Here is a 26,327-nt window from a genome sequence, read left to right as displayed (position 1 = left end):
TAGCAAGTTTTAGAGATGAAGCAAAAATAATAGTTAATTAAACAGGAATGTGACCATTTTTTTTGGTAAGTTCGAGTTGCTATGGACAGTAGAACTAGTTTTTCAAAGCAGCAATTGATGGTTGTTTTTGTATACATTTATTCAGGCTATTGCATAATCAAATTTTCCGAAAAAGCCACTTAATTGATTTGGTTGGATACAGTAACAAGTGGCTGAGATTAAACGTTTCACTACATTTTAGTGAAAGGAATTTATGGAATTTATGATTAAAAGGAGAAGCCTGGTAGTTATTAAATAGTAACCGCAAATATGGAATTGACAAGATTTCAATCAAAACAATGAGCTTAAACTCATAGGTATAAACGGACAATGACTTCAAAAAAGCAACCTTTTAAGTTGCCAAGTTTTTATGTGCCTTGGCCAGCACGGCTGAACCCAAACCTGGAAGCAGCACGGGTACATTCTAAAGCTTGGGCTTATGAAATGGGAATTTTGGGAGGAGCAGAAGGCTCAGAAGATTATGGAATTTGGGATGAGCGCAAGTTTGATGCCCATGACTACGCACTATTGTGTTCCTATACCCATCCAGATGCCGATGAACAGATGCTCAATCTGGTAACTGACTGGTATGTTTGGGTATTTTTCTTCGACGATCACTTTCTTGAGCTTTATAAGCGTACCCAAGATATGGCGGGTGCCAAGAAGTACCTCAATAGACTACCAGCGTTTATGCCTGTGCAGCCCCAAAAAACGCTGCCAGAACCGACCAATGCCGTAGAAAAAGGTTTAGTCGACCTTTGGAATCGCACCATTCCCAATGCCTCCCAAGACTGGGTAATTCGATTTTCGGAAAGTACAATCAATCTTCTCAAAGAATCTCAGTGGGAACTCGCCAATATCAGCCAGGATCGAGTTGCTAATCCCATTGAGTACATTGAGATGCGCCGTAAGGTAGGGGGAGCGCCCTGGTCAGCTAACCTAGTGGAACACGCGGTTGGAGCAGAAATTCCGGCTGCGATCGCGCGCACTCGACCCTTGCGTGTTCTCAAAGACACTTTTTCTGATGGGGTACATCTGCGAAATGACATCCTCTCTTACCAAAGAGAAGTAGAAGAAGAAGGGGAAAATGCTAACTGTATCTTGGTTTTAGAACGATTCCTCGATGTGAGTACCCAAGAGGCGGCCAACCTCACTAACGACTTACTCACATCTAGAGTACAACAGTTCGAAAACACCTTTGTCACAGAGCTTCCTTTCTTGTTCGAGGAATATAGTCTGACTCCTGATGAGCGTCTGAAAGTCGTTCTATATGCCAAAGGACTTCAGGACTGGCAATCAGGAGGTCATGAGTGGCACATGCGATCGAGCCGCTACATGAACCAGACATCAGACAAATCTTCCACAGCCAGCTGGTTTTTAGGCGGCCCTATTGGACTAGGCACATCGGCCGCCCGTCTGGGAGACTTACACGATAGTTTGGGACTAAAACGCTTTAAAAGCTTTACTCATGTTCCCTATCAACCTGTAGGGCCAGTCACCCTACCACAGTTTTATATGCCCTTTTCCACCAGTTTGAATAACCATCTAGAAGAGGCTAGGCGGCATTCTAAAGAATGGGCGCGTCAAATGGGGATGCTGGACGTACTGCCAGGAATGCCCGGCATTTACATCTGGGATGACCACAAATTTGATGTGGCTGACGTAGCCTTATGTGGTGCTTATATTCATCCCAATGGCTCTAGTACTGAGTTAAATATCACAGCCTGCTGGTTGGTTTGGGGAACTTATGCTGATGACTACTTCCCTGCACTGTATGGCTATAGCCGCAACATGGCTGGGGCGAAAATCTTCAACTCTCGGTTATCTGCCTTTATGCCTCTTGATGGAGATGCCATTCCCGAAGCCACCAACCCAGTCGAACGGGGTTTAGCAGATATTTGGATGCGGACGGCTGGCCCCATGACCCCTAATGCTCGTCGTCAGTTTCGTCGAGCGATTGAAGATATGACAGAAAGTTGGTTATGGGAATTGGCTAACCAAATCCAAAATCGCATTCCCGACCCGATAGACTATGTGGAAATGCGTCGAAAGACCTTTGGCTCCGATTTAACCATGAGCCTGTCTCGACTTTCTCAAGGAGATGAGATCCCACCGGAAATCTTTCACACTCGAACTATGCAGAATATCGATAATTCGGCAGCTGATTTCGCTTGTCTGACGAACGATATTTTTTCTTATCAAAAAGAAATTGAATTCGAGGGCGAGATTAATAACGGTGTGCTGGCGGTTCAGAATTTCCTTAACTGCGATATCCCCCACGCTGTGGCAATTGTTAACGACCTGATGACCTCTCGTGCTATTCAGTTTGAACATATTGTTGCTACTGAACTCCCTGCCTTATGTGATGATTTCGGACTAGATACAAATACCCGCAAGAAACTGTACGGATACATCAAGAAATTAGAACAGTGGATGTGTGGGGTACTCAAATGGCATAGAGCAGTAGACCGCTATCAGGAATTTGAATTGCGGAATAACTCAACCCAAAAGCGGTTACTTCAAAGCCCTACAGGCTTAGGCACTGCGGCGACTCAGATTAAACCAAGTATTGGTCAGCAAACAACTCAAACCCATGTTCAGCCAGTGGTGCATAACTTACTGAGTAGTCCAACAGGGTTAGGGACTTCAGCGACCAAAATCGGAACCCTGTTAGGAAGGAAAGAATAGCTCAATCTGAGTCTTGATTCCGGTCAATCAAATAGTTTGTCAATAAACACTATCAATGGAGATTCATCATGACTAATACAGCAAATACTCCCTTAGAAAATCAAATTGAGCAATTGCCAATGAGTTTGCAGACCGAAGCGGCGCGTAATTTGGCAACAACCACCAAAACCCAACCCCAGATGCAGGGTATTACCTCACGGTGGCTCTTAAAACTGCTGCCTTGGGTAGAAACAGTGGGTGGTAGCTATCGGGTCAACCGCCGCTTAACCTATACAGTTGGGGATGGACGAGTCAGCTTTACCAATACAGGCGCTCAAATACAGGTCATTCCGCAAGAACTCACTGAGTTACCTTTGTTGCGGGGATTTGAAGATGTCGGGGTCTTAAATGCTTTAGCTAGTCAATTTGTGCAACAAGAATTTGCTGCTGGAGATGTGATCATACAGGCAGGTCAAGCAGCTGATCAAGTATTGTTGATTGCTCATGGTAAAGTCAATAAAATTGGCCCAGGCAAATATGACGATCAAGTTGTTTTGGCTGTATTAGCTGATGGCGACCATTTTGGTGACTACGCTTTAGTGGAATCCCAAGATATTTGGGATGTGACTCTCACAGCCATTACCCGTTGTACCATCTTGTCTCTGCCTCAAGCAGCCTTTCAAAACCTGGTTAACCAGTCTGAAGCTTTACAAGCGCAAGTAGATCAATTCCGGGCAAAATTGCGCCAACCCAAAAACCAATATGGGGAAGCCTCGATTGATATTACCTCCGGCCACCTTGCAGAGGCAGTATTACCTGGGACTTTTGCAGATTATGAAATCAATCCACGAGAATATGAGTTAAGTGTTGCTCAAACCATTTTGCAAATCAACACACGGGTTGCTGACCTCTACAACGAACCCATGAATCAGACTGAGGAACAATTGCGCCTCACCATTGAAGCATTACGGGAACGCCAAGAACACGAAATGATTAACAATCGTGACTTTGGACTGTTACACAATGCAGATCTCCAACAACGCATCTTTACCCGCAGTGGCCCTCCAACTCCTGATGATCTTGATGAGTTGATCTCTATTGTTTGGAAAGAACCGAGCTTTTTCTTAGCTCATCCCCGCACTATTGCTGCTTTTGGTCGGGAATGCAACCGCCTAGGACTCTATCCCGATCCTATCCCTATGGGTAATAGTGCAATTCCAGCTTGGCGTGGTATTCCCATCTATCCTTGCAATAAGATTCCCGTTACCAAAGAGCGTACTAGCTCCATCATGTTAATGCGTGTGGGAGCAACTAACCAGGGTGTTATTGGTCTGCATAAAACTGGTATTCCTGATGAATATCAGCCTAGTTTATCTGTGCGCTTCATGGGTATTAACGAAAAGGCCGTTATTTCTTACTTAGTTAGTGCTTACTACTCTACAGCCGTTCTTGTTCCTGATGCCCTAGGCATTCTTGAAGATGTAGAAGTTGGTCTCTAAGTAGTTGGACATCCTCTCCAAAGTAGGGGCTAACGAAAGTTTGCTCCTACTCTCCAATGCGCTCTTTTATGAATGTAAATTTAGTCGGATGAAACGTTGACTGTATGACAGATGCTTTGATTAGGCCTGATTTAGACCAAGAAAACAGGCAACTCCAGATGAGCTTAAGCACCAAAGGGGCGCGGAATTTAGCCAAAACCACGAAAACCCAGCCCCAGATGCAGGGTATTACTCCTAGGTGGTTGTTACAGATGTTGCCTTGGGTGCAAGTTACGGGTGGGGCCTATCGGGTTAACCGTCGCTTGACATATCCTGTTGGCAATGGACGGGTTAGCTTTAGCAATATAGGGAATCAAGTAAGAGTCATTCCCCAAACACTTTGTGAACTATCTTTACTGCGTGGGTTTGAGGATATTGAGGTACTCAACGCCTTGGCAGAGCGCTTTGTGCAACAAGAATTTGCCCCTGGTGAGGTAATTGTACAGGAAGGTCAACCAGCTAACCAGGTGTTATTAATTGCTCATGGTAAAGTTAATCAGCTGAAGGCAGGCAAATATGAGGCGGAAGCTTTACGGGATATTCTAGCTGATGGCGATTGTTTTGGTGGCGAAGCTATAGTTCTATCTCAGGAAACTTGGGAGGTTAGCCTAAAAGCTGTTACCCGCTGCATAGTTTTGTCTTTGCCAGTACAGGCGTTTCGGGAGTTGCTCAACCAGTCTGAAGCCTTGCAGACTCAGGTCGATCGCTTGAGAGCAATATTGAGCAAACCCCAGGATAGGCATAATCAAGCGGCGATCGCTATGTCTGCCGGTCACAGTCCGGAAACTGAGTTACCCACAACATTTGCTGATTACGACTTGAATCCACGGGAGTATGAGTTAAGCGTCGCGCAAACCATTTTACAGGTGAATACGCGAGTTGCTGACCTCTACAATGAACCGATGAACCAGACAGAGCAGCAATTACGGCTGACTATTGAAGCGTTGCGGGAACGGCAAGAATACGAAATGCTGAATAACCCTGATTTCGGGTTGTTGCACAATGCTGATCTCAAGCAACGCATCTATACCCGCACCGGGCCACCAACTCCAGATGATTTTGATGAATTGCTGTCTCGGCGGCGCAAATCCCATTTTTTCCTTGCTCATCCTCGTGCGATCGCTGCTTTTGGCAGGGAGTGTAACCGTCGTGGAATCTATTCCCCCAGCAGAGAGGTAAATGGCAAGATTGTGCCTACTTGGCGCAACTATCCGATTTTTCCTTCTAACAAAATTCCGATCACCAAGCAGGGTACTACCTCTATTTTGGTATTCCGTGTCGGAGAAGAAAACCAAGGGGTAGTAGGTCTACACAAAACGGGTATCCCTGATGAATACCAACCCAGTTTATCTGTACGGTTTTTGGGTATCAACGAGAAAGCGATTATTTCTTATCTTGTCACCGCCTACTACTCCGCCGCCATTCTCATCCCCGATGCACTTGGTATCCTAGAAAATGTCGAAATTGGCTGCTAATAATTAACAGCAGGGTAAACTTTAGCAACCGTATTGAACTAATGACCGATTTAATTTTGCGTTTTGCTGAACCTGCTGATAGCAACGTACTATTTCAATTAATTAAACAGTTGGCGGAGTATGAGAAATTATCTCATGCCGTCACAGGAGATGTTGCGGCACTCCAAGAGCATCTATTTGGTTCGCCAAAATATATCGAGGCCATCTTGGCAGAATATCAAGGACAGGCTGTAGGCTTTGCCTTGTTCTTTCACAACTATTCTACTTTTCTGACCAAGCCAGGAATTTATCTGGAAGACTTGTTTGTTTTACCAGATTATCGCCGTCAAGGTATTGGTAAAGCGTTGTTAACTAAACTCGCGCAAATTGCTGTAGAGCGAAATTGTGGACGCTTAGAGTGGAGTGTCTTAGATTGGAACGAGCCAGCCCAAGCATTTTACCGCAGTATGGGAGCCAGCATTTTAGATGATTGGCGAATTTGTCGCGTCACAGCAGAAAACCTGACAAATTTAGCAGCAAAGTAATAAAAAATAGGCTAGTGGTGTGACAAGGCTAAAATAGGGCATAAAATTAGAACAAATTAACCGCCGAAGAAAGCGGATAGAACTAATTTATATTGCAATATTTAAGGCTTAATACCAATTTAATGTAAAGTTGCACATATCTTGATCCCCCTAAATCCCCCTTGAAAAGGGAGAATTGAAGAATTTCCCCTCTTAAAAAGGCTAGGGGGGATCTGATCTATACAGCTTTATAAAAAATTGGTACAACACGCCATTACTAGTTTTTTTATTTCATACTTTCTAGATAGGAATTTCTATTTGAAATTCAGTCCCTTGTCCTGGTTTTGATAGACAAGTCAGTTTCCCATGATGCTTTTCTACGACAATTTGATAGCTAATTGATAAACCTAGTCCTGTACCTACACCCACTGGCTTAGTTGTAAAAAAAGGGTCAAACAAACGGTTGATTAAATTCTCTGGTATACCTGAACCATTATCAATAAATCGAATTATAACGTGTTGTTTATCTGATAAAAAAGTCTGAATGCGGATAGTACTTGGTGTTTGTTGTATTTCTTCAAGAGAACGTTTTTGATCTCGTTCTTCTAAAGCATCTAAAGCATTCACCAAAATGTTCATAAAAACTTGATTCAACTGTCCAGGATAACATTCTATTAAAGGTAAATTGCCATATTCTTTAATGAGTGCAATTTCTGGACGATTATGTTGTGCCTTGAGGCGATGTGCCAAAATAACTAAAGTGCTATCAATGCCAGAATGAATATCTACAGCTTTACACTCTGCTTCATCCATCCGCGAAAAATTGCGTAAGGAAAGAACAATTTGTGTAATTCGTTCTGCGCCAATTTTCATTGAAGATACTAAGCGAGGCAAATCTGCTATTAAAAATTCGAGGTCTATAGCTTTGATGTGGTCTTGAATAACTTTTACTGGATGAGGATAATTTTGCTGATAAAGCTCAATTAAATCCATTAAATCATTGATATATTCTTTAGCAGGTTGAATATTACTGTAAATAAAACTTGTAGGATTATTGATTTCGTGAGCAACTCCTGCAACTAATTGACCAATAGACGACATTTTTTCGCTTTGGATGAGATGTGCTTGAGTATATTGCAATTCTTTGAGGGTTTGCTCTAAATCTTGAGCTTTATGTCTTAAGGCCTCTTCAGCAGCTTTTAATTCACTAATATCTCTAGCAACTGTTGAAAAATATTCAAGTTCTCCCTGTGGTGATTTATGTGCAAGGATTAGTTGGGAAAGCGGAATTTCTTGGCCATTTGCTCCTAAAAGTGCTGTTTCTCCCACCCAATTCCCACATCGGATTGATTCTGGTATTCCCTGATTCATAATAATTTCATTTGTCCATTGGGGGTGATTTTGAGACAAATTTCTGCCTTGAAATGACTCTGTTTCTGACAGTCCTAACATTCTGCGAGCAGCTTTATTAAAGTAGAGAACTTGTCCAGTTAAATCCGCAGTGCTGATAAAATCTGGTGCTGCTTCGAGAATTGCTAATAACTTGGCTTTTTCTTTTTCTGCTTTTTGACGCTCGCTATCATCACGAGATACGCCTACTGTCATCACCACTTCGCCTTTTTCGTTACGGATGGCAGATTTGATGGTATGAAATAAGCGTACTTCCCCATCATACTTTGTCACTGCTTCTTGAATTTCTAGAGTTTTTCCAGTTTCAAATACATAAGCATCATCTTTAATATACTGGAGTGTATTTTCTGGTTCATTAAAAGGAGCATCAATCAAATCTTGCAGTTGTGCTTCTGTCATTCCGTAATAATCACGGAAGGCTTTATTTGACCAAATAATCCGCGATTTAGCACCTTTAACCAATATCATATCAGTTATGCAATCTAAGATTGAGCTATAAAATTCTGCGTTTTTGCTTAGGGTTGTCGTACAATTTTTTACTTGCGTGACATTTTGTAATGTTGAAATAATACTAACTACTTGGCCATTTAAATCCACTATAGGAATATTAGTCCACTCACAAATAACTACTTTTTGGTTTTTTGTAATATTTTTATTGATATTATTAGTTTCTTCTGGCTGCTGCAATAGTATTTGCATAACTGTGCTAACTTGAATTCGTTCATCTTCTGGCACAATTAATTCTGTAATATTGCAACCAATAACCTCATTTTTTCTATATCCAAATAACTTTTCAGCAGCACCATTCCATTCTGTTATCTTAAATGCTGCATCCCACTCAATTATCGGTAAAGGATTATGTTTTATTAGTAACAACAGTTTGTTTTGTAGCTGTTTTAACTCTTTCTCTACTGGTTGAGATGCAATTTCTGTATCGGGGCTGGCATTCTCACAACAATTCTTAATATTACCGTTTTGAATATTTTGCTTTTGAGGGTTCATCCTAATTTAAGGGATTATATAGATTTTATTTGGCTGTTAAATATAGAATTCCCTTTTGTTGAAGCTATGTAACATTCTGCTTAATGAATATGAGACTTGATTGGCTACTAACTGCATACTGATTGTGAGTATAGCAAGAGTACGATCGCCGATTCTGATATGAGCTTTTCTTAACTCATTAGATATGGCTATTCAAAATTATTACAGCGAAGTTTGACAGCCTGTCTTTTGACGCAGGTAATTTAATCAACTGACAATTGTGAATGATATCGTCCGCAATTAAAGTTGGTTTCAGAGAGAACACTCCATGAAAAAAATCATTTCAGTTATGCTGTTAGGCATTGCTATTTTCACATTTGCCTTCAGCAGCCCAGCATTAGCAACAGATACCGCCAATGGAGCTAAAGTATTTAGTGCTAATTGTGCTTCTTGTCACGCAGGTGGTAAAAATTTAGTTAATGCTCAAAAGACCTTGAAAAAAGAAGATTTAGAAAAGTATGGCATGAACTCAGCAGAGGCCATTATTGCTCAAGTAACAAATGGTAAAAATGCTATGCCTGCTTTTAAAGGCCGTCTAAAACTTGACCAAATTGAAGATGTAGCTGCTTACGTACTAGGACAAGCAGACAAATCTTGGAAGTAGAGTTAGTATAGATTTCTACAAACTGCGGGGCTAATTGTCCCGCCGATTTTATTTTTGCCGAAATTGTCGCTAGTACTTATGACTAATTTTGGGCGGTTTTTATTCAGTTTGCTAGTTGTGTTTCCTCTAACTTTTGCTATTCAGTTTTTACCTGTATCACCTACATTGCTTGCCCAAAAAATAGCAAGTGATTCGTTTCATTTAGGTGTAGTCCAGATGCAGCAAGGTAACTATGAGGAAGCGATAGAGCATTTTAACCAAGTAATTGAACGGCAAGGAAAAACCACTTCTGCTTACAGTAATCGCTGTCTTGCTTATCTCTATTTACAAGATTACCATCAAGCGATCGCTGATTGTACCGCAGCTATAAATTATTCCCCAAATAATCTGGAAGCGTATCTAAATCGGGGTTTAGCACATTACCGGCAAGGTAATTATATCAGTGCTATTGACGATGATAATTTAGCGATCGCTCACAAACCTCATGATTTTCGTGCCTACTATAATCGAGGCGTAGCTCATAATACCCTGGGTGATCACACATCGGCCATTAATGATTTTAATCTGGCATTAACGCAAATTCCTCAAGTAGCCAATGTATTATTTGCAGATATTTACAACGATAGGGGTTTAGCTCATTTTCATCTGCATAATTTACCCGCAGCAATGCACGACTTTAATTTAGCGATTCGTTTCAACGCTAAGGATTATCGAGCTTATTTTAACCTTGGTTGTGTGTGTGGTCGTAATGGCGACAACACAGGCGCAGTCAATCATTTTTCGGAAGTTATTCGGCTAGATCCCAGTAATGGACAAGCTTACCTGAATCGAGGTATTGCTCAGTATTATCTAGGGTATCATCAAAGAGCGATCGCTGATTTGAACAAGGCATCTGAGTACTTTGAACACAAGAACCAAAAAGTTGCCTACGAGACAACTATAGATCTACTCAAGCGCTTGCAATACGAAATTCAACTTGCAGTTGAAGTAGCTTGAATAATTCACAAATAGGGGCGAACGGCTGTTTGTCCCTACAGAAAATAGAATCAGGACTCTATTTTTATAGCTTTTTATACCATAATATTTGCTTCTTTTCTCAACAATTACTTCCTGTAAATATGACAGGTTGTCGTTTGACAAGATTTTGCAATAACCGTAACAATACCCATTGGTGATAGTTTTTACTGGGTGTGAGACAAAACGTGAGAAAGAATTATTGGCTGCTAGTTGCTTTACCAAATTTGTTCATAACTTTGCCTGCTGAAGCCATTGAAGAAATTCAACAAACTGGCACTGAAGTAACGCCAATAACGACAAGTATTCCTGACTTAAAAGAAATTGAGTTACCTATTATTAATGCTGAATTACTAACTCAAGAAACGAGTAATGATATAGAATTTAAACAAGAAGATCAGCCAGAAGTAGAAACACAACCTGCTGAAAATGCAGATATTTCTACAGAGGTAATTGGAGAACAAGATACTTTATCTGGCTCTACACCTGTTTATGTGATTGAGAAAGAAGAAATTCAAAAGCAGGGTGCTACTAGTGTTGCTGATGTATTAAAAAAATTGCCTGGTTTTGCGATTAATGATGTCGGTCGTGGCGCAGATATTCACACAGGTACATATTATCGAGGAGCTTCAATTAATCAGTCTGTATTTTTGATTAATGGCAGACAGATTAATAATAATATCAACACTTATCATGGCACAACTGATTTAAATAGCATTCCTGTAGAATCAATAGAACGCGTAGAATTATCTAGCGGTGTAGCTTCTACCTTATATGGTTCCTCAGCTTTTGGTGGCGTTGTGAATATCATCACCAAAGAAGGTTATGGCAAACCAAAGCTAACGGGTAGTGTGGAATATGGCTCATTCAGCTTAAATAATCAACAGACTAGTTTTGGTGGTTCAGTTGGTGCGGCTAGATATAATTTCAGTTTTGAAAGATTTTTTTCTGATAACCGTTATCGTGTACCTGTGGGCGCAGCTAACCGTGATTCTCAAGGTTTTTTATCTAATGCAGATACAGCCACAAGCAGTTATTTTGGCAACATCGGTTTAGATTTAAATTCTCGCAATACTTTGAATTTAGATGTTACCGCCCTGAGTAGCCGTCGAGGTTTAATCTTTTTTGGTTTCCCTTTACAAAGAGACCGTTTAGACCATGATGGCTTGAATATTGGTTTATCTTGGAAAACTCGTTTAGGTAATGGCGATCGCTCTAATCTCACAACTACAATTGGTTACAATCAAGACTATTTCAGTACTTATGGCCCGACAGGTAACTTTTATCGTACAGGTGCTTTAGATACACAACAGTTATCAGCCAGAGTAGACCATGAGTGGCAATTAAGCCAGAGCAATAAATTACGTTGGGGATTGGATTTAAAAAATACTAACTTAAATGGTGATGTATTAAGTAGCGACCCAAATCGCATTACTAATAATGAAACTGAAAACAGAGATTTATTAAACACAGCTTTATTTGCTGTCAATAGTTGGAATATCAGCAAAAATTTTCAACTCGATTTAGGACTCAGACAAAGCTTTGATACAGAGTTTGGTAATTATCTCAATCCTAGCGTGGGCTTACGTTATGCTCTGACACCAACACTAGCCATGCGTGGAAGTTGGACTGGCGGACAACGCAACCCCGGACTAGACCAGTTATATGTTTATGACACAGTGCATGGTTGGGAACCAAACCCTGATTTAGACCCAGAAACAGGCTCTAGTTGGACTGCGGGATTAGATGTCAAATTTGCAGAAAATTTGACTGGACAGTTTACTTATTTCGGTAGCAGCATAGATAATCGTCTGGGTGTGATAGCCGGACGATGGACAAATATTGGGCTAGTAGATACCAATGGTTTAGAAGCAGCCTTACAACTAAAACTAAATTCTGGCTGGTCAACTTTTCTCAACTATACCTATACAGATGCTCAAATTAAAACAGGTACAGAAAGAGGCTTACAGTTAGGTTTGATTCCCTATTCTTTACTGCAAGGTGGTATTGGGTATCAAAATTCTGGTTGGCAAGCTAACTTGTATATGACATACAACAGTGGTGCGCGTCGAGCCTTATTTAATAGAGCCGGAGACCAAAATACAGATTTTGTCCCATCCTATTTCAACTTAGATTTTAGTGGTCGCATTCCTGTAGCTGGCAATTTAGGACTGACAGTTTATTTAGAAAACTTACTGGGTGAGCAATACGAGCGAGTGAATCGCATTTATAGTCCTGGATTTACTTTCCGTTTAGGCTTAAGTTCCAGTTTGTAGATATAGCAGTAATCAGATATGTTAGGACAATTTGAAAGCTTGAATGCCAGGAATAATAAGACTTTTCCCCCTGCCTCCTGCCTTCTGCTATATGAGATATTCCGTCTCAATCAATTAAAATGGCTAGTATGAAAGCCAGAATCGACAATCAAGTATTATTTCTTCACCACCAAGACTTGCCAGAGTTTAAAAAAGGTGGTTCGGTGGTGAGGAATTCTTATTTTTGGGCGCTACGTTCCATTGCGGGTCGGGCTTCGCGCTATAGTGATTGGGAATATGAGTCAGAAGTTTGGTTTGCACTCAAGCGAATGCTGTTGTCATTTGCTGAGTCTGGGTATTTAGGTTACAGAGAAACCTTGTTGGAATTTCCCCTAGAGATGGGAGAAATCCCTGATGTGCTAAGAGATGTATCAACTTGGGAGTAATGCGGGAGTATTCCCCAGCCTTAACAAGTAACCTTTTGCATTGGTTCAGTTTAATTTTCTCATCATTTTTTCTAGACGAATGGATGATAGTATTTTTGCTAACCACATTAGCAACATCTAATTTGTGCTAGTGAATACAAATGACAGTTTCTCAACTTGCTGTGTCATTGTTAGGTCTGGGAAACTCTAGATTGAGAAAAGTTCTAGAATACCAAGCTTTTGTATGTCTAAATCTGCAATTACAGTCACGGTAAAATTATTCGCTGCTTATCAAGAAGCCTTTGGAATTTCAGAATTGGTGTTGGAATTTCCTGAAGCTACACCTGTAAAAGCTGTGTGCGATCGCCTGATTGCAGAACGCCCAGAACTCGCTAAATGGCGTGACATCACTCGCTTTGGGATCAATTTAATCTTTGTTGAACCAGATACATTACTGCAAAATGGTGATGAAGTGGTACTGATTCCACCTGTGAGTGGTGGTTAATAAAAAGTTAAAAAGTAAAAGGCAAAAGGCAAAAGTTATGTTACAGAATACATACGCTCATTCTGACGAATAACGTATGTATTTTGTTTAAAGAAACCCCATCATTTGCCGAGATACTTACTAACCAAGCGAATCGCATCAGTAATGTCCACATCGCCATCCCCATCTGCATCCAAAAAGCTACTCAATACAGAATTACTACCAGATTGAGGATTTTGAGCGTTAGCACCTGATTGTAAAAAATTCAGAACTACTGGCACTATTGAAGGTAGTAATTGTTGAATAGTTCCAGTATCTAACCCAGTGCGCTGAGAAACTGTTTCAGCTACTTGTTGCTGCATCTCCCCAGAAAACAGCGAATTTACAGCTTGCGGATTAGGAGAAGTACCAGCATATTGATTTACTAAAGCTTGAGCTTCGGCTGCGCCGCTGGTAGCTTGCTTTTCTTGTAAAGAAGAGCGTACATAATTGCTCACAATCCCCAAAACCGTTTGGATAGTCGAGGAATCTGCACCAGTGCGATCGCTCAGTTGTTGTAAGGTGTTGATCATATCGCCTAGTTGACCCAAGCCACCTTGTTGATTGAGATTAGTAACAGCACCGAGAATTTGGTCAAACAGTCCCATAAATTTTTCTTCCTGATGAATATTTGTGCAGATTAGCTGAACTTTATCCTATTAACAACCTATCTGAAGAATTACAGTTGTTTGTTGCTAGTTTAACCCCAGGTAGAAGAATTTAACGCCTGAAATCGGTAATATCAGCCTAAAAGGTAAGTATAGATTTTATCTTACTTACTGCAAACTTGGCTTTGTTGGTGATTTGGGCAAGTAGTAATTATGCGTTGGCAATTAGGTCGTCGGAGTACAAACGTCGAAGATCAGCGGGGATTGCGAGTTTCGGCTCCCGTGGTTGGTGGTGGGATTGGCGTACTACTGCTATCGCTGGTGGTGGCGCTATTAGGTGGTGATCCCAGAGTAATTTTGGAACAGAACAACGCACCTAGCGATCGCCCAGTCACGGAGTCACCGCAGACACCAGCCCAAGACCAAATGGCTGATTTTGTTTCCGTAGTGCTGGCTGATACAGAAGATACTTGGAGTGAAATATTTCAACAAAGTGGTGAAAAATACGTCGATCCGAAGTTAGTGCTGTATTCTAATGCGGTGGAATCGGCTTGTGGCTTTGCGCGTTCGGCAGTGGGGCCATTTTACTGTCCGCAAGACCAAAAAGTGTATATTGACTTGAGCTTTTACCGTGATTTAAAGAACCGCTACCAAGCGCCAGGAGATTTTGCTCAAGCTTATGTTATCGCCCATGAAGTTGGGCATCATGTCCAAAATTTGTTGGGAATTTCCGATCAAGTGCGATCGCTACAACAACGAGCCGATCAGGTAGAAGCAAATCAGTTGTCTGTGCGCCAAGAACTCCAAGCAGATTGTTATGCGGGAGTTTGGGCAAATCACGCCGAGCGATCGCGCCAAATTTTGGAAACTGGTGATGTCGAAGAAGCCTTAAATGCGGCTAGTAGTATTGGTGATGATCGCTTACAAGAGCAAGCTAGGGGTTATGTAGTTCCAGAATCTTTTACCCACGGCAGTTCTGCCCAAAGGGTACGATGGTTTAAGCGAGGTATTCAAACAGGCGATCCGCAGCAATGCAATACCTTTAAAGCCGCTAATCCTTAGAGATGCAAAACCCCACTTACCACTTTCTTTTTCAATCTAGAACACAATCAAATTAACAGACATCAAATAAAGTCAAGTGTTGGAATCTAGATGAAAAACCGTACTTTAACCGAAGTTGGTTTTTTATATGAATCCCCTAGACTAGAATAAAAATATAAGCATCACTATAAGCTGCTGAGTGTCAGTACTCAGTTAAATATAAGCAACATGGGATTCTTTGATTCTGAGATAGTTCAGCAAGAAGCAAAAGAGCTTTTTGAAGATTACCAAGCCCTAATCAAACTTGGTAATAGTTATGGCAAATTTGACCGCGAAGGCAAAAAGCTGTTTATTGACCAAATGGAAACCATGATGGATCGCTATCGCATCTTTATGAAGCGTTTCGAGCTATCAGAAGATTTTATGGCGCAAATGACAGTAGAACAGTTAAAAACCCAGTTAGGTCAGTTTGGCATAACTCCACAACAGATGTTTGATCAAATGAACTTCACCCTAGAACGGATGAAAGCCGAACTGGAAAAACAGCCCTAGAGATAATTAAGTATTTGGTATCAAGACTTGCGTTTAGAAAAACAAAGGCGCAGAGAAGAAATTTCCCCTCCGCGCCTGTCTACACCTGTCGTTGGCTTTTGAAAAAATGCTTTTAATTTGATTTAGGGCGAGGAAACTGAGAAGGTGGTTTGAAATTTTCCACTGGTACACCTTTAAGTGCTTTGGTCATGAAATCCTTCCAGATGGGAGCTACCATAACACCACCAGTAGCACCGCTGGCTAATTGTCTGTTATCGTCTCGACCTACCCAAACAGCAGTTGTCAATTGGGGTACTGTACCGACAAACCAAATATCTTTTTCCGAAGATGTTGTTCCCGTCTTCCCCGCGGCTGGGCGGTCGATTGCAGCATTTTTACCAGTACCTTCAGTAATTACAGATTGCATTGTATTAATAATTGCTGCTGATGCCCAAGGATCAAGCACTAATTGGGGCTTCGGGGTATTATCTAACAACACATTGCCGCTGCTGTCGGTAATCCGGGCAATAATTGTTGGTGGTGATTGCCACCCGTAGTTGGCAAAAGTAGCATAAGCACTGGTCATTTCTAATGGTGTCACACCGATCGCACCTAAAGGCAATGAAGTCACAGGTTCCATCGGACTCATAATGCCCAAAGTTCGGCAAGTTTCAATCACCTTTGACATCCCTACAGCCTTACCCAGCTTAATTACAGGAATGTTGCGAGAGACTGATAGAGCTTTGCGAATTGTCATTGCTCCACCAAAGCTACCATCATAGTTCCTGGGATAGTACCAACCATCACCATCGCGGTAGCTTACTGGCGCATCAATTACCGTACTGTCTGGCCCATATTTACCAGTAGCAAAGGCAGTATAGTAAACAAAAGGCTTAAAAGAAGATCCTGGTTGGCGAAGAGCTTGAGTTGCTCGGTTAAACTCACTGACTTTAGGATCTACACCACCCACCAGAGCCTTAATAAAATGTGTACGTGGATCAATGGCTACTAAAGCAATTTGGTTCTTATATAACCCTTGTCCACTAAGTGTTTTATGCCATTTTTTAACAGTATCTTCAGCCATAATTTGGAATTTAGCATCAACTGTAGTTTGAACTCGCATCCCACCTTTGAGTAATGCGTCACGTCCAAACTTTTTCGCTAATTCCTGGGAAACAGTGTTAGAAACATAAGGTAAAGCGCTACCTTGAAAAGACCTAATTCTGCCTAGTTTGATTTCTTGCTTTAAGGCATCATCATATTCTTGCTGGGTAATCCACTTCAATTCCAGCATCCGCCCCAGCACTTCTTTTTGCTTTTGTTTTGCCAGCTTCATACTCGCAAAGGGGCTAAATTCTTCTGGCGCTTGAATTAAACCCGCCATCATGGCCGATTCTCCCAATGTTAGGGTTTCGGCTGATTTATCAAAGTAACTGCGTGCAGCTGTTTGCACTCCGTAATTATTGTGACCCCAATACACTTGATTGAGGTACATTTCTAAAATTTGGTCTTTGGTAAGAATTTGCTCTAGCCGAATGGCCAACACAGCCTCGGCTAATTTCCGAGTAATGGCGCGTTTTTGCGACAAAAACAAATTTTTGACCAACTGCATGGTGATGGTAGAACCACCTTCTTTCACACCACCTGCTACGGCGTTAACGACAATAGCACGACCAATCCCTGTAGGATTAATCCCGTGGTGAGAGTAAAAATGTCCATCTTCACTGGCTAGTACCGCCCGTTTTAAATTGGGCGAAATTCTATCTAAAGGTACAACTTCGCGGTTAGCTTCCCCGTGAACACTGGCAAGCAATTTACCTTTAATGTCATAAATATAAGTCGTTTCTGATGGCAAGAAGTTACGCAGTTGTCTGACATCTGGCAAATTGCGGAAACTAATCGCTAAACCAACTAGCCCTCCAGCTACAATAGAGCTTGTCAGCATGGTTATAGATAACAAAGTACCGCCAGTTATCTGACCTACGCCTTTCAAAAACTCAAAACCCGATGAAGGCCGACGTTGTGGCTGCTTATTTTCAAGAGTCCTAGACGACACGGTGATATCACTTCCTCACTTGTAAATTTAACTGTAATTCATCGAAATGCAGCAAGGTGGTTAATTTTTTGCAATTATATTAATTTGGCAGATGAAAAAACGGACAAATTGCCAGTGAATGTAACCAACCTAACTTCTCAAATAAAAAGTGTAGTTAATAGCGAATCTCCTATTATGGCGCAAGATTTTTCTTGGCTGCATCGTGGGATAGTAGAAGTATTCCCCCAACCGACTGATATTAATAGCGAAATTGAAAGTTTAGAGAAACGTCTAGCAAATAGTAACAGACCTCTGAGGGTGAAATTGGGAATTGACCCTACGGGTGCTGATATTCACTTTGGTCATAGCATACCAGTACGAAAACTGCGAGCGTTTCAAGATGCTGGTCATACGGCAGTTCTGATTATCGGTGATTTTACGGCTCGCATTGGTGATCCTACAGGTAAATCTGAGGTGCGTCGCCAACTGACCCAAGCCGATGTGGCACAAAATGCTCAAACTTACTTAGACCAAGTGCGTCCTATTTTGGATTTTGACACACCAGGACGGTTAGAGGTGCGTTATAACTCCGAATGGCTTTCCCAGCTTAATTTAGGGAAAATTTTGGAGTTACTTTCTACCATGACGGTGGGGCAAATGTTAGCTAAGGAAGGATTTGCTGAACGTTATAAAAAAGAGAATCCGATTTTCTTGCATGAGTTCCTTTATCCGTTAATGCAGGGCTATGATTCTGTGGCCGTTGAAGCAGATGTAGAACTAGGGGGAACTGACCAAAAGTTTAACATTGCTGTGGGACGGGATTTACAACGTCATTTTGGGCAAACACCACAATTTGGTTTACTGCTACCAATTTTAATTGGTACAGACGGCGTACAGAAAATGTCGAAATCTCTGGGTAATTATGTCGGCTTGTCGGAACATCCAGGACAAAAATATCAGAAGTTACAAGGGGTTCCCGATAATTTGCTGGCGCAGTATTTTGAACTTCTGACTGATTTACCTTTAGAGAAATTGCCAGAAAATCCGCGCGATCGCCAGATGCTGTTAGCTTGGGAAGTAGTCAAACAATACCACGGCGAACAAGCCGCCAATGAAGCCAAAGAAGCAGCTAAAAGTGGTGGTAAGGAAGGTGCTGTTCCCGAATTTTCCCTGGCAGAAATACCCCAGTTTCCAGCAAAGTTGGCTTTTATACTCAATGCCACTGGCTTATGTAAAAGTACAGGTGAAGGTCGGCGGAAAATTCAAGAAGGTGGTGTACGCTTAGATGGCGATCGCATTACTGATGTTGATACAACTTACCAGCAGCCCAATGAGTTGTATGGGCGAGTATTGCAAGTAGGTAAAAATAAGTTTGTGCGGCTAGTTGAATAGGGATGTAAGGGAGAATAATTTTGACCATTGACAAATGACAAATGACAAATGACAAATGACAAAATAATCGTAGCTTTGGATGTACCAGATTTAGAAAGTGCGATCGCTTTAATTGACAAGTTAGAATCAGTTAGTTTCTGGAAGGTTGGGTTAGAGTTGTTTACCAGCACTGGGCCGAAAATTTTAGAAATCTTAAAATCTCGGCAAAAGCGCATCTTTCTAGACTTAAAGTTTCACGATATTCCCAATACCGTGGCTGGGGCTTGTCGCAGTGCGGCGCGTTATGGTGTAGATTTACTGACAATTCATGCTACATCTGGTAGAGATGCCCTCAACGCAGCTACCGAAGCAGCCCAAGAAGGTGCAACCCAAGCAAGTTTGAAACCACCTAAATTAATTGCAATTACGCTGCTGACAAGTATTTCTACTAGGCAGTTGGCTTTTGACTTAAAAATTCCTCTAGAGTTGCCCGAATTTGCCCTAGAAATGGCATTGATGGCGAAAGACTGTGGATTGGATGGGGCGGTATGTTCACCGCAAGAAGTGTCTCAGTTACGGCAAAATTGCGGTGATGAGTTTTTACTAGTTTGTCCTGGAGTGCGTCCAACTTGGGCAGAAAAAGGGGATCAAAAGCGATCGCTCACTCCTTCCCAAGCCATACTCGCTGGTGCAAACTATTTAGTAATTGGTCGTCCCATCACAGCAGCAGCTGACCCTGAGTTAGCCTGGAAGCGCATTTCTGATGAATTGAACTAGAGGCTAGGGAATAGGGGCTAGAGGCTAGTTTTTTTTACTTAACAATGTCAGTTCACAATTAAAAATAGCCTGTGGAAAAACCTCACCCAAACATGAAAATCGTTTCTTCTCTACTCCCTACTCCCTACTCCCTACTGCATCTCATAGCTTCCACCTTCTGCCTCACAATTACTAATATCATTGGTAACTCAGTATTTTCTCAAGCCGCACGAAGCAGTGTAAACTCTGCTTGCATAGAAAAAAATATTGAAACATTAACTACTCAACTTTTGCGCGATTTACCTAGCTATGCTAATCGTGCCAGTCAACGCGCTCGTCGTCTTACAAGAAGCAGCGATTTGTTCAGCTATATGCTAGTAGCAGGTAGACCAGAATTTCAACCTCTACCATTAAATCCTGCTGGCGATGATCTAAATGAGCAAAAAAGTTCAAATACAAAAGTCGAGCAAGTTTTTTTTACTACCTTAGAGCGCCAGTATATAGACAGTAAAGCTATTGAATTCCAAGAATTTCATTGGTTGTTTTTGACCAAAAATCAAAGCGGCTGGTATTTGGTGACGATGTTGACGCAAACGGGTGCTTCTACTAACAAACAACCACCTACACCACCGCGTGATAGTAGCAATGGTACAGTTGCTCAAGGGGTAAAAGCTTGGCTACGCGATTGTCAGGCAGGGAGTGTGCGCGGGACAGTAAGAAATTGAGTGAAAATTCTTAGGTTTATGGTATGACGGGTGGCTGACTCATAACGGGTTAGTTTTCCTGGGGTAATCCGGCTAATCTGCGTTTATTCCAGATTGAGTAGGGAACACCTACAAAAGCTCCCAAAATTAGATAAGCCACCAGCGTCGGAATCACCTGCTGTTGTACATGATTCAAAATAGCAATAAACAAAGCTAAACCAAAATTGCGAGCAATACAGAAAATCGCCAAGGTAGATCGGGTATCATCATCGAATCTGCCTAAAGCGTGTCCAATTCCTAGAGAGGCAATCACCATAATTGCGATCGCTACCAGTGGTAATTCCCTAATTTTGGATAACATTGGCAGCCCTAAGATGCACAATAAAACAACCAGCACCAAAAAGAGACTGTTAGCAATAAAAGTCAAGGGTTTAGCAATCTGTTGGGTAAATGTAGGTGCGAACTTTTGCATCAAAATACCGAGACTGACGGGTAATAACTGCACCATAATTACTTGTCGGGCAACTTCTAAAATTGCCACCCTTTGTGAAATACTCGCAAATAAGGTGGCGAAAATTGCCAAAGTGATGGGAGTAACAAAAACCGCCAGTATTGCCAGAGTTAGCTGAAGACTTGCTGAGTAGTGGAAGCTGCCTCCAGCCTGTTGCGATCGCTTTGTGGTCAGAGGCGCACCCGGAGAAGCTGCAAGTATTGCCAATCCGATCATCACTGGCGATGGTAAGTTAAACAGTTTCAAAAGGAGAATAACTACTAGAGGAACCAGCACAACAACCGCTAAAAGCGCACGGAATACTAAGGCAGGTTTTCGCCAGAAGGAGCGCATCTTTTCAAAAGAGAGGTTGCACCCTATGGCTAACATCAGAGAAAAAATAGTGACTTTAACGAGAATCAGTAATAAGGGATGGTGCATGGCTTGCAAATGCTTGATCCTGGGAAATGAAAAATCACTAAAAGATTCCGAACTCGCCGTGAATCAGGACAAAAATTAGCCAGCAAACTAACAGATTTAACTAAGTGGGGTTATTGACTCTCTACTGTCGTGCCATAATGGTACGCATTTCAGCTTCCTTATCTTGAATCAAATCTCCACTAACATCCACTATCACACTATAAATCTTACCCGTAAACTTGAAGGGCGGTTCATAATCGGGTGTTACAGGCGCACCAGGGGCAATCCCACAAGTCACACCACTGGTCAGACCTAGTGCTAAGGGAGTAGTTACAGGGACATCAGCTTGCCCAACTAATTTCCCATCGATATAAAGTTCGGCACGACCCGGCGTTCCTTTCCCCTTGGCTAAATCTGGTTGACCCGTGACTTTAAACTCAAAGCTCAACTGGTGACGACCTTCCGGCACAGATGACCCAGACTCGACATGATAGAGCGATCGCGCTACATAATTATGAACCCATTGCAGTTTGCCATCTTTGACATAGAAGGAGTAGCCACTATCATTACCCCCATGAGCAAGTAATATTCCTTCTGCGCCACCTGTGGGAATTTCCACATCAGCCGTAATACTGTGAGAACGATTGAGCAACTTGACGGCACAATTGGCTGGGATTGCCTGAGTATCAGGATAGTAAGTATAGCGGCTACGATTGACGACAATCTGAGGACGTTCTTCTGCAAATCGTTGTACGCCTCTGCCATCTACAGGCAACACATTGTATTTACCCGCCTCTACGTACCAAGTGGCAATCATTTCAATTAATTTAGGGCGATTATCAGCCGCAATATTGTGATTTTCCGCAAAATCTGAGGCGACGTGATACAGTTCCCAATGATGGGTATCCAAGTCCGTCAGAGTTTCCGCCGAAATGGCCGCACCAAAAAACTGACCTGCTTCTGCAAATGAGGGGCCAGGCCAAGGACAAACCGCCCGCCAACCATCATAGTAAAGAGAACGATGTCCCATCATCTCGAAATATTGGGTCAGGTGCTTAGTAGGTACGGTACTATGATTAAAAGTATGGGCAAAACTGACACCTTCAATGGGAGATTGAGTAACACCCTTAATCGTTGTTGGTGGTTCAATTTCCAGTAATTCCAGCACAGTCGGTACTAGGTCAATAGCATGAGCGTACTGAGTACGGATTTCACCTTTTGCCTCAATGCCTGGATTCCAATGGACTATCAAGGGATCGCTGATTCCACCCCGATAAGTTTCCCGTTTCCAACGACGGAAAGGCGTATTACCTGCCCAAGTCCAACCCCAAGCATAATGGTTGAAAGTTTCTGGACTGCCTAGCTTATCTAGTGCCTTGAGATTTTCCTCTAGGGATTCTGGCACATTGTTAAAAAAGAGGTTCTCATTAACTGAACCAGTTGGCCCCCCTTCAGAACTGGCCCCATTGTCCGAGATGACTATAATTACAGTATTCTCAAACTCGCCGATCGCTTTGAGGAAGTCGAGTAAGCGACCGATATGGTGGTCAGTGTGGGTTAAAAAGCCAGCATATACTTCCATCATCCTGGCATAAAGCCGTTTTTCTGCGGCTGAGAGGGAATCCCAGTGTGGAACATCGGGATCATGGCGGGAGAGTTCGGCATCTGCGGGGACAATCCCTATTTCCTGCTGACGGGCAAAAACCTTTTCCCTGTAAGCTTCCCAGCCATCATCAAACTGTCCTGCGTAGGCATCAGCCCATTCTTTCGGCACATGATGGGGGGCGTGCATCGCACCAGGACAGAAATACATGAAAAAAGGTTTATTGGGGGCAACCTGCTTGGCATCAGCAATAAAGCTAATTGCCTTGTCTGCCAAGTCTGCGGTCAAATGGTAGCCTTCTGCAGGGGTCTTTTCTGGCTTAACGGTGTGGTTGTCATAAACCAAATCTGGATAATACTGGTGGGTTTCTCCGCCTAGAAAACCATAAAAACGTTCAAAACCGCGACCAAGAGGCCAGCGATCATAGGGGCCGGCCGCAGATATCTGGTCTGCGGGCGTTAAATGCCATTTCCCGATCGCATAGGTGTTATAACCTTTCTGTAATAGTATCTCCGAGAGAAACCCATTTTCAAAGGGAATATTCCCATTACCACCCGGATAACCCGTAGACCCTTCTGTAATGCAGGACATAGCGTTGGAATGGTGATTGCGCCCAGTTAGAAGGCAAGAACGGGTGGGTGAACACAACGCCGTCGTGTGTAGATTGTTGTAGCGCAAACCATTGGCGGCTAGTGCGTCTAGGTTGGGTGTTTTGATGGGACTTCCGTAACATCCAAATTGCCCAAAGCCTGTATCATCAAAGACGATAAATAGGATGTTTGGTGTACCTTCTTTAGATCGCAACGGTTCTGGCCAAGCTGGACTGGATTTATCAACTGTCCGACCAATGACACCGGGGAAAGTATTTCCGGGTTTGTATTCACGCAGAGACATAAATCTGACCTCTTGAGAATATGTAATTTTTAACAAAAGCCCCGAAATTCTATCTCCTCTTTAGGAGAGGTTAATTTATAAATTCATTGCCCTAATTAGCACACCAATAAAACTAACTAAGCCAATTATGAGTAAAGCCACTCCGATCATTTCCGCACTGTGAGAGGTTTCGTAGGTATAGCGATTATTTTGGATTTGTTTAAGTAACCGATGGTGTTCTCTCAACCCTAAAACCATTGCCAAAATTCCTGTACCAATGAAAGACAACCCCACAATCACCGAAAATCTGACTGGGTTAAGATGATGACTAAGACGAGTATTTTCAATCGCACTCACAATGGTGGGAATACCAAAACCAAAACCAATCAACGAAAGACAGGTGCGTATCCACGCCATTAATGTGCGGTCTGCTGCCGCCCGACTGCGGTATTTAGCTAGTTCTGTCCGATCTGCTGCTAAATCATTGGTAGACAACTGTTCAGGTGTTTCTGAGTTTATGGGTAGCTGACTCACTAGAACCGCACAGGTAAAGCATCAAATCCCTTAAAAACTAAGGTACTACGACGGGGAAGGGGGGGTCTTGTCGAATCAAACTGAAGATTTGGGAACCGCTTCAGCAAAGTAGAGAAGCAAATATTTAATTCCATCCGAGCCAAAACTGCACCTAGACAGAAATGGATACCAGGGCCAAACCCTAAATGTTCATTAGGCGATCGCTCAATGTCAAAATTGTCTGGTAGAGGAAATTTTGCTGGGTCGTGATTAGCTGCTGCTAATCCCAAAGCAATTACACTACCTGCGGGAATTTTTTGACCACCAATTTCTATATCTTCTTTGGCAATGCGAAATACAAAGGACACCGAACTGTCATAGCGGATGATTTCTTCAATCGCTGATGAGATAAGGGCGGGATTATCCTTGAGTTTCTGTAGCTGTTGGGGATGATTGAGCAAAGCTGATACCCCATTGGGGATTAAATCAGTAGTAGTTGAACGACCAGCATTGAGAATGAGAATGCACAGGGAAGGTAATTCTGCAAAATCCAGGTTTTGCTCTGTGTAAGCCATTGTCAACAAGCTAATCATATCTGTTCCTGGTTTTTGACGGCGTTCAGCTACGAGTTGGTTAATGAAAGCCGTGAATTGAGCAGCACTAGTATCAGCTTTCCGCGCTAATTCTTCTATGTTCTTAGATGGAGCGCCCCAGAAAGAACTGGTATCCGTTGCCCACTTAATTAGGTTAGCGCGATCGCTTTCTGGTACACCAAAAATCTTGGCGATAATTAAGCTAGGTAAGGGTACAGATAGGTCAGAGACAATATCCATATAACCCTGATGTTGCACTTGATCTAATAAGGTATCAGTCGTTTTTTGAATAATGCCCCGCCAACTTTCTAAAGCACGGGTTGTAAAGCCTTGATTCGCTAGTTTTCGCATCCGCGAGTGATCAGGTGGATCTTTTTCAATCATCGAGTTACCCGTCAGTTGCAAAAAGTTTTGAATCAAACTGACATCTAGATTGCCCAATTGCTGAATAAACAAAGTCCGTCGATCAGAACTAAGCCGTTCATCTCGCAAGGCAGCTTCTACATCTTGATATCGAGTTAAAATCCAGTAGCCCAAGGATGCTTCATAGTGAACTGGATCTTCTTCGCGGATACGTTTGTACAGTGGATAGGGATTAGCAATTATTTGTGGTGAAAATAAGTCATAAGTTGGGGACTGATTGCGTTTTGCTAAACCACTTTGGTTATCTTCTCCATTTAATCCTAAATGCTCTGGGGGAATTAATGGGGTAATAGGTGGATGCATAATTAGTAGGAGATCACGATGTTTGCGGAGTAGGATTTATTTAGGCATTTTGAAGTTTTTCCATCCCTAAAAGTCTTTGCAACTAAACTATGAATGGTTTTCATCTGATTTAGAGTTGGTGATGCCCTCAGAGTAAAAGTTTGATAAATAATTTATCTCTGTCGAGCAAAAGATATACGTGCTATACAATTTCTACTTATGGAATGATTTAGGTAGAACTTTTTTATAGTAGTTTTGACTCGATGTGCGACTTATGAGTAAAGCACACCTAAAAAAGCTCTCAAAATTAGATAAGCAACCAGCGTCGGAATCACCTGCTGTTGTACATGATTCAAAATAGCAATAAACAAAGCTAAACCAAAATTGCGAGCAATACAGAAAATCGCCAAGCTAGAACGCGTATCATCATAGACTCTGCCTAAAGCGTGTCCAATTCCTAGAGAGGCAATCACCATAATTGCGATCGCATTTTTTATATTTGAAGTCGCTGAAATAGATTTTGCATTCGCATTTGCTGTTTTTGCGATCGCATTTCTTATGTCTGAAGTGGCTTTAGTTCAGTTTCTCTA

22 protein-coding genes are annotated in these 26,327 nt (G+C 42.1%); 14 read left to right on the top strand and 8 right to left on the bottom strand.

All coding sequences use genetic code 11. The features are described from left to right. Nucleotides 1-369: 369 nt before the first annotated feature. The 4 genes from AC504W_RS19035 to AC504W_RS19020 all read left to right on the top strand — a co-directional run bounded on the left by AC504W_RS19035 (nucleotide 370) and on the right by AC504W_RS19020 (nucleotide 6,243). Nucleotides 370-2,727 carry a family 2 encapsulin nanocompartment cargo protein terpene cyclase gene (locus tag AC504W_RS19035; RefSeq protein WP_494873805.1) on the top strand — a complete coding sequence of 786 codons (2,358 nt, stop codon included), beginning with the start codon at nucleotides 370-372 and terminating at the stop codon, nucleotides 2,725-2,727. Nucleotides 2,728-2,795: 68 nt separating this feature from the next. Continuing rightward, nucleotides 2,796-4,205, top strand: coding sequence for a family 2B encapsulin nanocompartment shell protein (locus AC504W_RS19030; RefSeq protein ID WP_494873804.1), 1,410 nt, complete (start codon nucleotides 2,796-2,798; stop codon nucleotides 4,203-4,205). A 104-nt stretch (nucleotides 4,206-4,309) separates the two neighbouring features. Continuing rightward, entirely contained in the window at nucleotides 4,310-5,719 is a 1,410-nt protein-coding gene (locus AC504W_RS19025) for a family 2B encapsulin nanocompartment shell protein (protein WP_494873803.1), read from the top strand. Between the two features lie 41 nt (nucleotides 5,720-5,760). After that, a complete protein-coding gene (locus AC504W_RS19020) occupies nucleotides 5,761-6,243 on the top strand; it encodes a GNAT family N-acetyltransferase (protein WP_494873802.1) in 483 nt (160 codons plus the stop codon). Nucleotides 6,244-6,522: 279 nt separating this feature from the next. Here the strand turns inward: AC504W_RS19020 and AC504W_RS19015 are convergent, their stop codons facing one another. Continuing rightward, nucleotides 6,523-8,634, bottom strand: coding sequence for a PAS domain S-box protein (locus AC504W_RS19015; protein WP_494873801.1), 2,112 nt, complete (start codon nucleotides 8,632-8,634; stop codon nucleotides 6,523-6,525). A gap of 307 nt (nucleotides 8,635-8,941) precedes the next feature. Between AC504W_RS19015 and petJ the strand changes: the two genes are divergently transcribed. The 5 genes from petJ (at nucleotide 8,942) to AC504W_RS18990 (ending at nucleotide 13,476) form a co-directional block, all read left to right on the top strand. Further along, nucleotides 8,942-9,277, top strand: a complete 336-nt coding sequence (gene petJ, locus AC504W_RS19010; RefSeq protein ID WP_494873800.1) for a cytochrome c6 PetJ — start codon at nucleotides 8,942-8,944, stop codon at nucleotides 9,275-9,277. Between the two features lie 78 nt (nucleotides 9,278-9,355). Beyond that, nucleotides 9,356-10,273 carry a tetratricopeptide repeat protein gene (locus tag AC504W_RS19005; RefSeq protein WP_494873799.1) on the top strand — a complete coding sequence of 306 codons (918 nt, stop codon included), beginning with the start codon at nucleotides 9,356-9,358 and terminating at the stop codon, nucleotides 10,271-10,273. A 206-nt stretch (nucleotides 10,274-10,479) separates the two neighbouring features. Then, nucleotides 10,480-12,567 carry a TonB-dependent receptor plug domain-containing protein gene (locus AC504W_RS19000; RefSeq protein WP_494873798.1) on the top strand — a complete coding sequence of 696 codons (2,088 nt, stop codon included), beginning with the start codon at nucleotides 10,480-10,482 and terminating at the stop codon, nucleotides 12,565-12,567. Nucleotides 12,568-12,695: 128 nt separating this feature from the next. Beyond that, nucleotides 12,696-12,992: a hypothetical protein gene (locus tag AC504W_RS18995; protein ID WP_103126100.1), complete on the top strand. Its 297-nt coding sequence runs from the start codon at nucleotides 12,696-12,698 to the stop codon at nucleotides 12,990-12,992. A gap of 223 nt (nucleotides 12,993-13,215) precedes the next feature. Next, a complete protein-coding gene (locus AC504W_RS18990; protein WP_096578908.1) occupies nucleotides 13,216-13,476 on the top strand; it encodes a MoaD/ThiS family protein in 261 nt (86 codons plus the stop codon). Nucleotides 13,477-13,577: 101 nt separating this feature from the next. On the opposite strand, the gene AC504W_RS18985 is transcribed toward AC504W_RS18990, so the two are convergent. After that, complete coding sequence (locus tag AC504W_RS18985; protein ID WP_494873797.1) at nucleotides 13,578-14,102, bottom strand: DUF937 domain-containing protein; 525 nt, start codon at nucleotides 14,100-14,102, stop codon at nucleotides 13,578-13,580. A 213-nt stretch (nucleotides 14,103-14,315) separates the two neighbouring features. On the opposite strand from AC504W_RS18985, the gene ypfJ reads away from it, so the two are divergent. Beyond that, on the top strand, nucleotides 14,316-15,164 hold the full coding sequence (gene ypfJ / locus AC504W_RS18980; RefSeq protein ID WP_494873796.1) for a KPN_02809 family neutral zinc metallopeptidase: 849 nt from the start codon (nucleotides 14,316-14,318) through the stop codon (nucleotides 15,162-15,164). 207 nt (nucleotides 15,165-15,371) lie between these two features. Then, complete coding sequence (locus tag AC504W_RS18975; protein WP_103126035.1) at nucleotides 15,372-15,695, top strand: DUF1825 family protein; 324 nt, start codon at nucleotides 15,372-15,374, stop codon at nucleotides 15,693-15,695. Between the two features lie 112 nt (nucleotides 15,696-15,807). On the opposite strand, the gene AC504W_RS18970 is transcribed toward AC504W_RS18975, so the two are convergent. Further along, nucleotides 15,808-17,730, bottom strand: a complete 1,923-nt coding sequence (locus AC504W_RS18970) for a transglycosylase domain-containing protein (RefSeq protein ID WP_494873795.1) — start codon at nucleotides 17,728-17,730, stop codon at nucleotides 15,808-15,810. A gap of 174 nt (nucleotides 17,731-17,904) precedes the next feature. Between AC504W_RS18970 and tyrS the strand changes: the two genes are divergently transcribed. The 3 genes from tyrS to AC504W_RS18955 all read left to right on the top strand — a co-directional run bounded on the left by tyrS (nucleotide 17,905) and on the right by AC504W_RS18955 (nucleotide 20,561). Beyond that, the gene (gene tyrS / locus AC504W_RS18965; RefSeq protein WP_494878700.1) at nucleotides 17,905-19,101 is read left to right on the top strand and encodes a tyrosine--tRNA ligase; all 1,197 of its coding nucleotides are present in this window, start codon (nucleotides 17,905-17,907) and stop codon (nucleotides 19,099-19,101) included. 48 nt (nucleotides 19,102-19,149) lie between these two features. Beyond that, nucleotides 19,150-19,857: an orotidine-5'-phosphate decarboxylase gene (pyrF, locus tag AC504W_RS18960; protein ID WP_494873794.1), complete on the top strand. Its 708-nt coding sequence runs from the start codon at nucleotides 19,150-19,152 to the stop codon at nucleotides 19,855-19,857. A 92-nt stretch (nucleotides 19,858-19,949) separates the two neighbouring features. Beyond that, the gene (locus AC504W_RS18955; protein ID WP_494873793.1) at nucleotides 19,950-20,561 is read left to right on the top strand and encodes a hypothetical protein; all 612 of its coding nucleotides are present in this window, start codon (nucleotides 19,950-19,952) and stop codon (nucleotides 20,559-20,561) included. 49 nt (nucleotides 20,562-20,610) lie between these two features. Here AC504W_RS18955 and AC504W_RS18950 read toward each other — a convergent pair whose 3' ends face one another. The 5 genes from AC504W_RS18950 to AC504W_RS18930 form a co-directional block, all read right to left on the bottom strand. Further along, nucleotides 20,611-21,471 (bottom strand): bile acid:sodium symporter family protein, encoded by an 861-nt coding sequence (locus AC504W_RS18950; protein WP_494873792.1) that lies wholly within the window; start codon nucleotides 21,469-21,471, stop codon nucleotides 20,611-20,613. Between the two features lie 121 nt (nucleotides 21,472-21,592). After that, nucleotides 21,593-23,947, bottom strand: coding sequence for an arylsulfatase (locus AC504W_RS18945; protein WP_494873791.1), 2,355 nt, complete (start codon nucleotides 23,945-23,947; stop codon nucleotides 21,593-21,595). 75 nt (nucleotides 23,948-24,022) lie between these two features. Beyond that, nucleotides 24,023-24,460: a YidH family protein gene (locus AC504W_RS18940; RefSeq protein ID WP_494873790.1), complete on the bottom strand. Its 438-nt coding sequence runs from the start codon at nucleotides 24,458-24,460 to the stop codon at nucleotides 24,023-24,025. Then, complete coding sequence (locus AC504W_RS18935) at nucleotides 24,460-25,758, bottom strand: cytochrome P450 (RefSeq protein ID WP_494873789.1); 1,299 nt, start codon at nucleotides 25,756-25,758, stop codon at nucleotides 24,460-24,462. Before AC504W_RS18935 ends, AC504W_RS18940 begins: the two co-directional genes overlap by 1 nt. Nucleotides 25,759-26,009: 251 nt before the next feature. Next, a complete protein-coding gene (locus AC504W_RS18930) occupies nucleotides 26,010-26,213 on the bottom strand; it encodes a hypothetical protein (RefSeq protein WP_494873788.1) in 204 nt (67 codons plus the stop codon). Nucleotides 26,214-26,327: the final 114 nt, after the last annotated feature.

This window comes from Nostoc sp. C96, from assembly GCF_059384975.1.
This window is presented reverse-complemented; position numbering and strand designations above follow the sequence as displayed.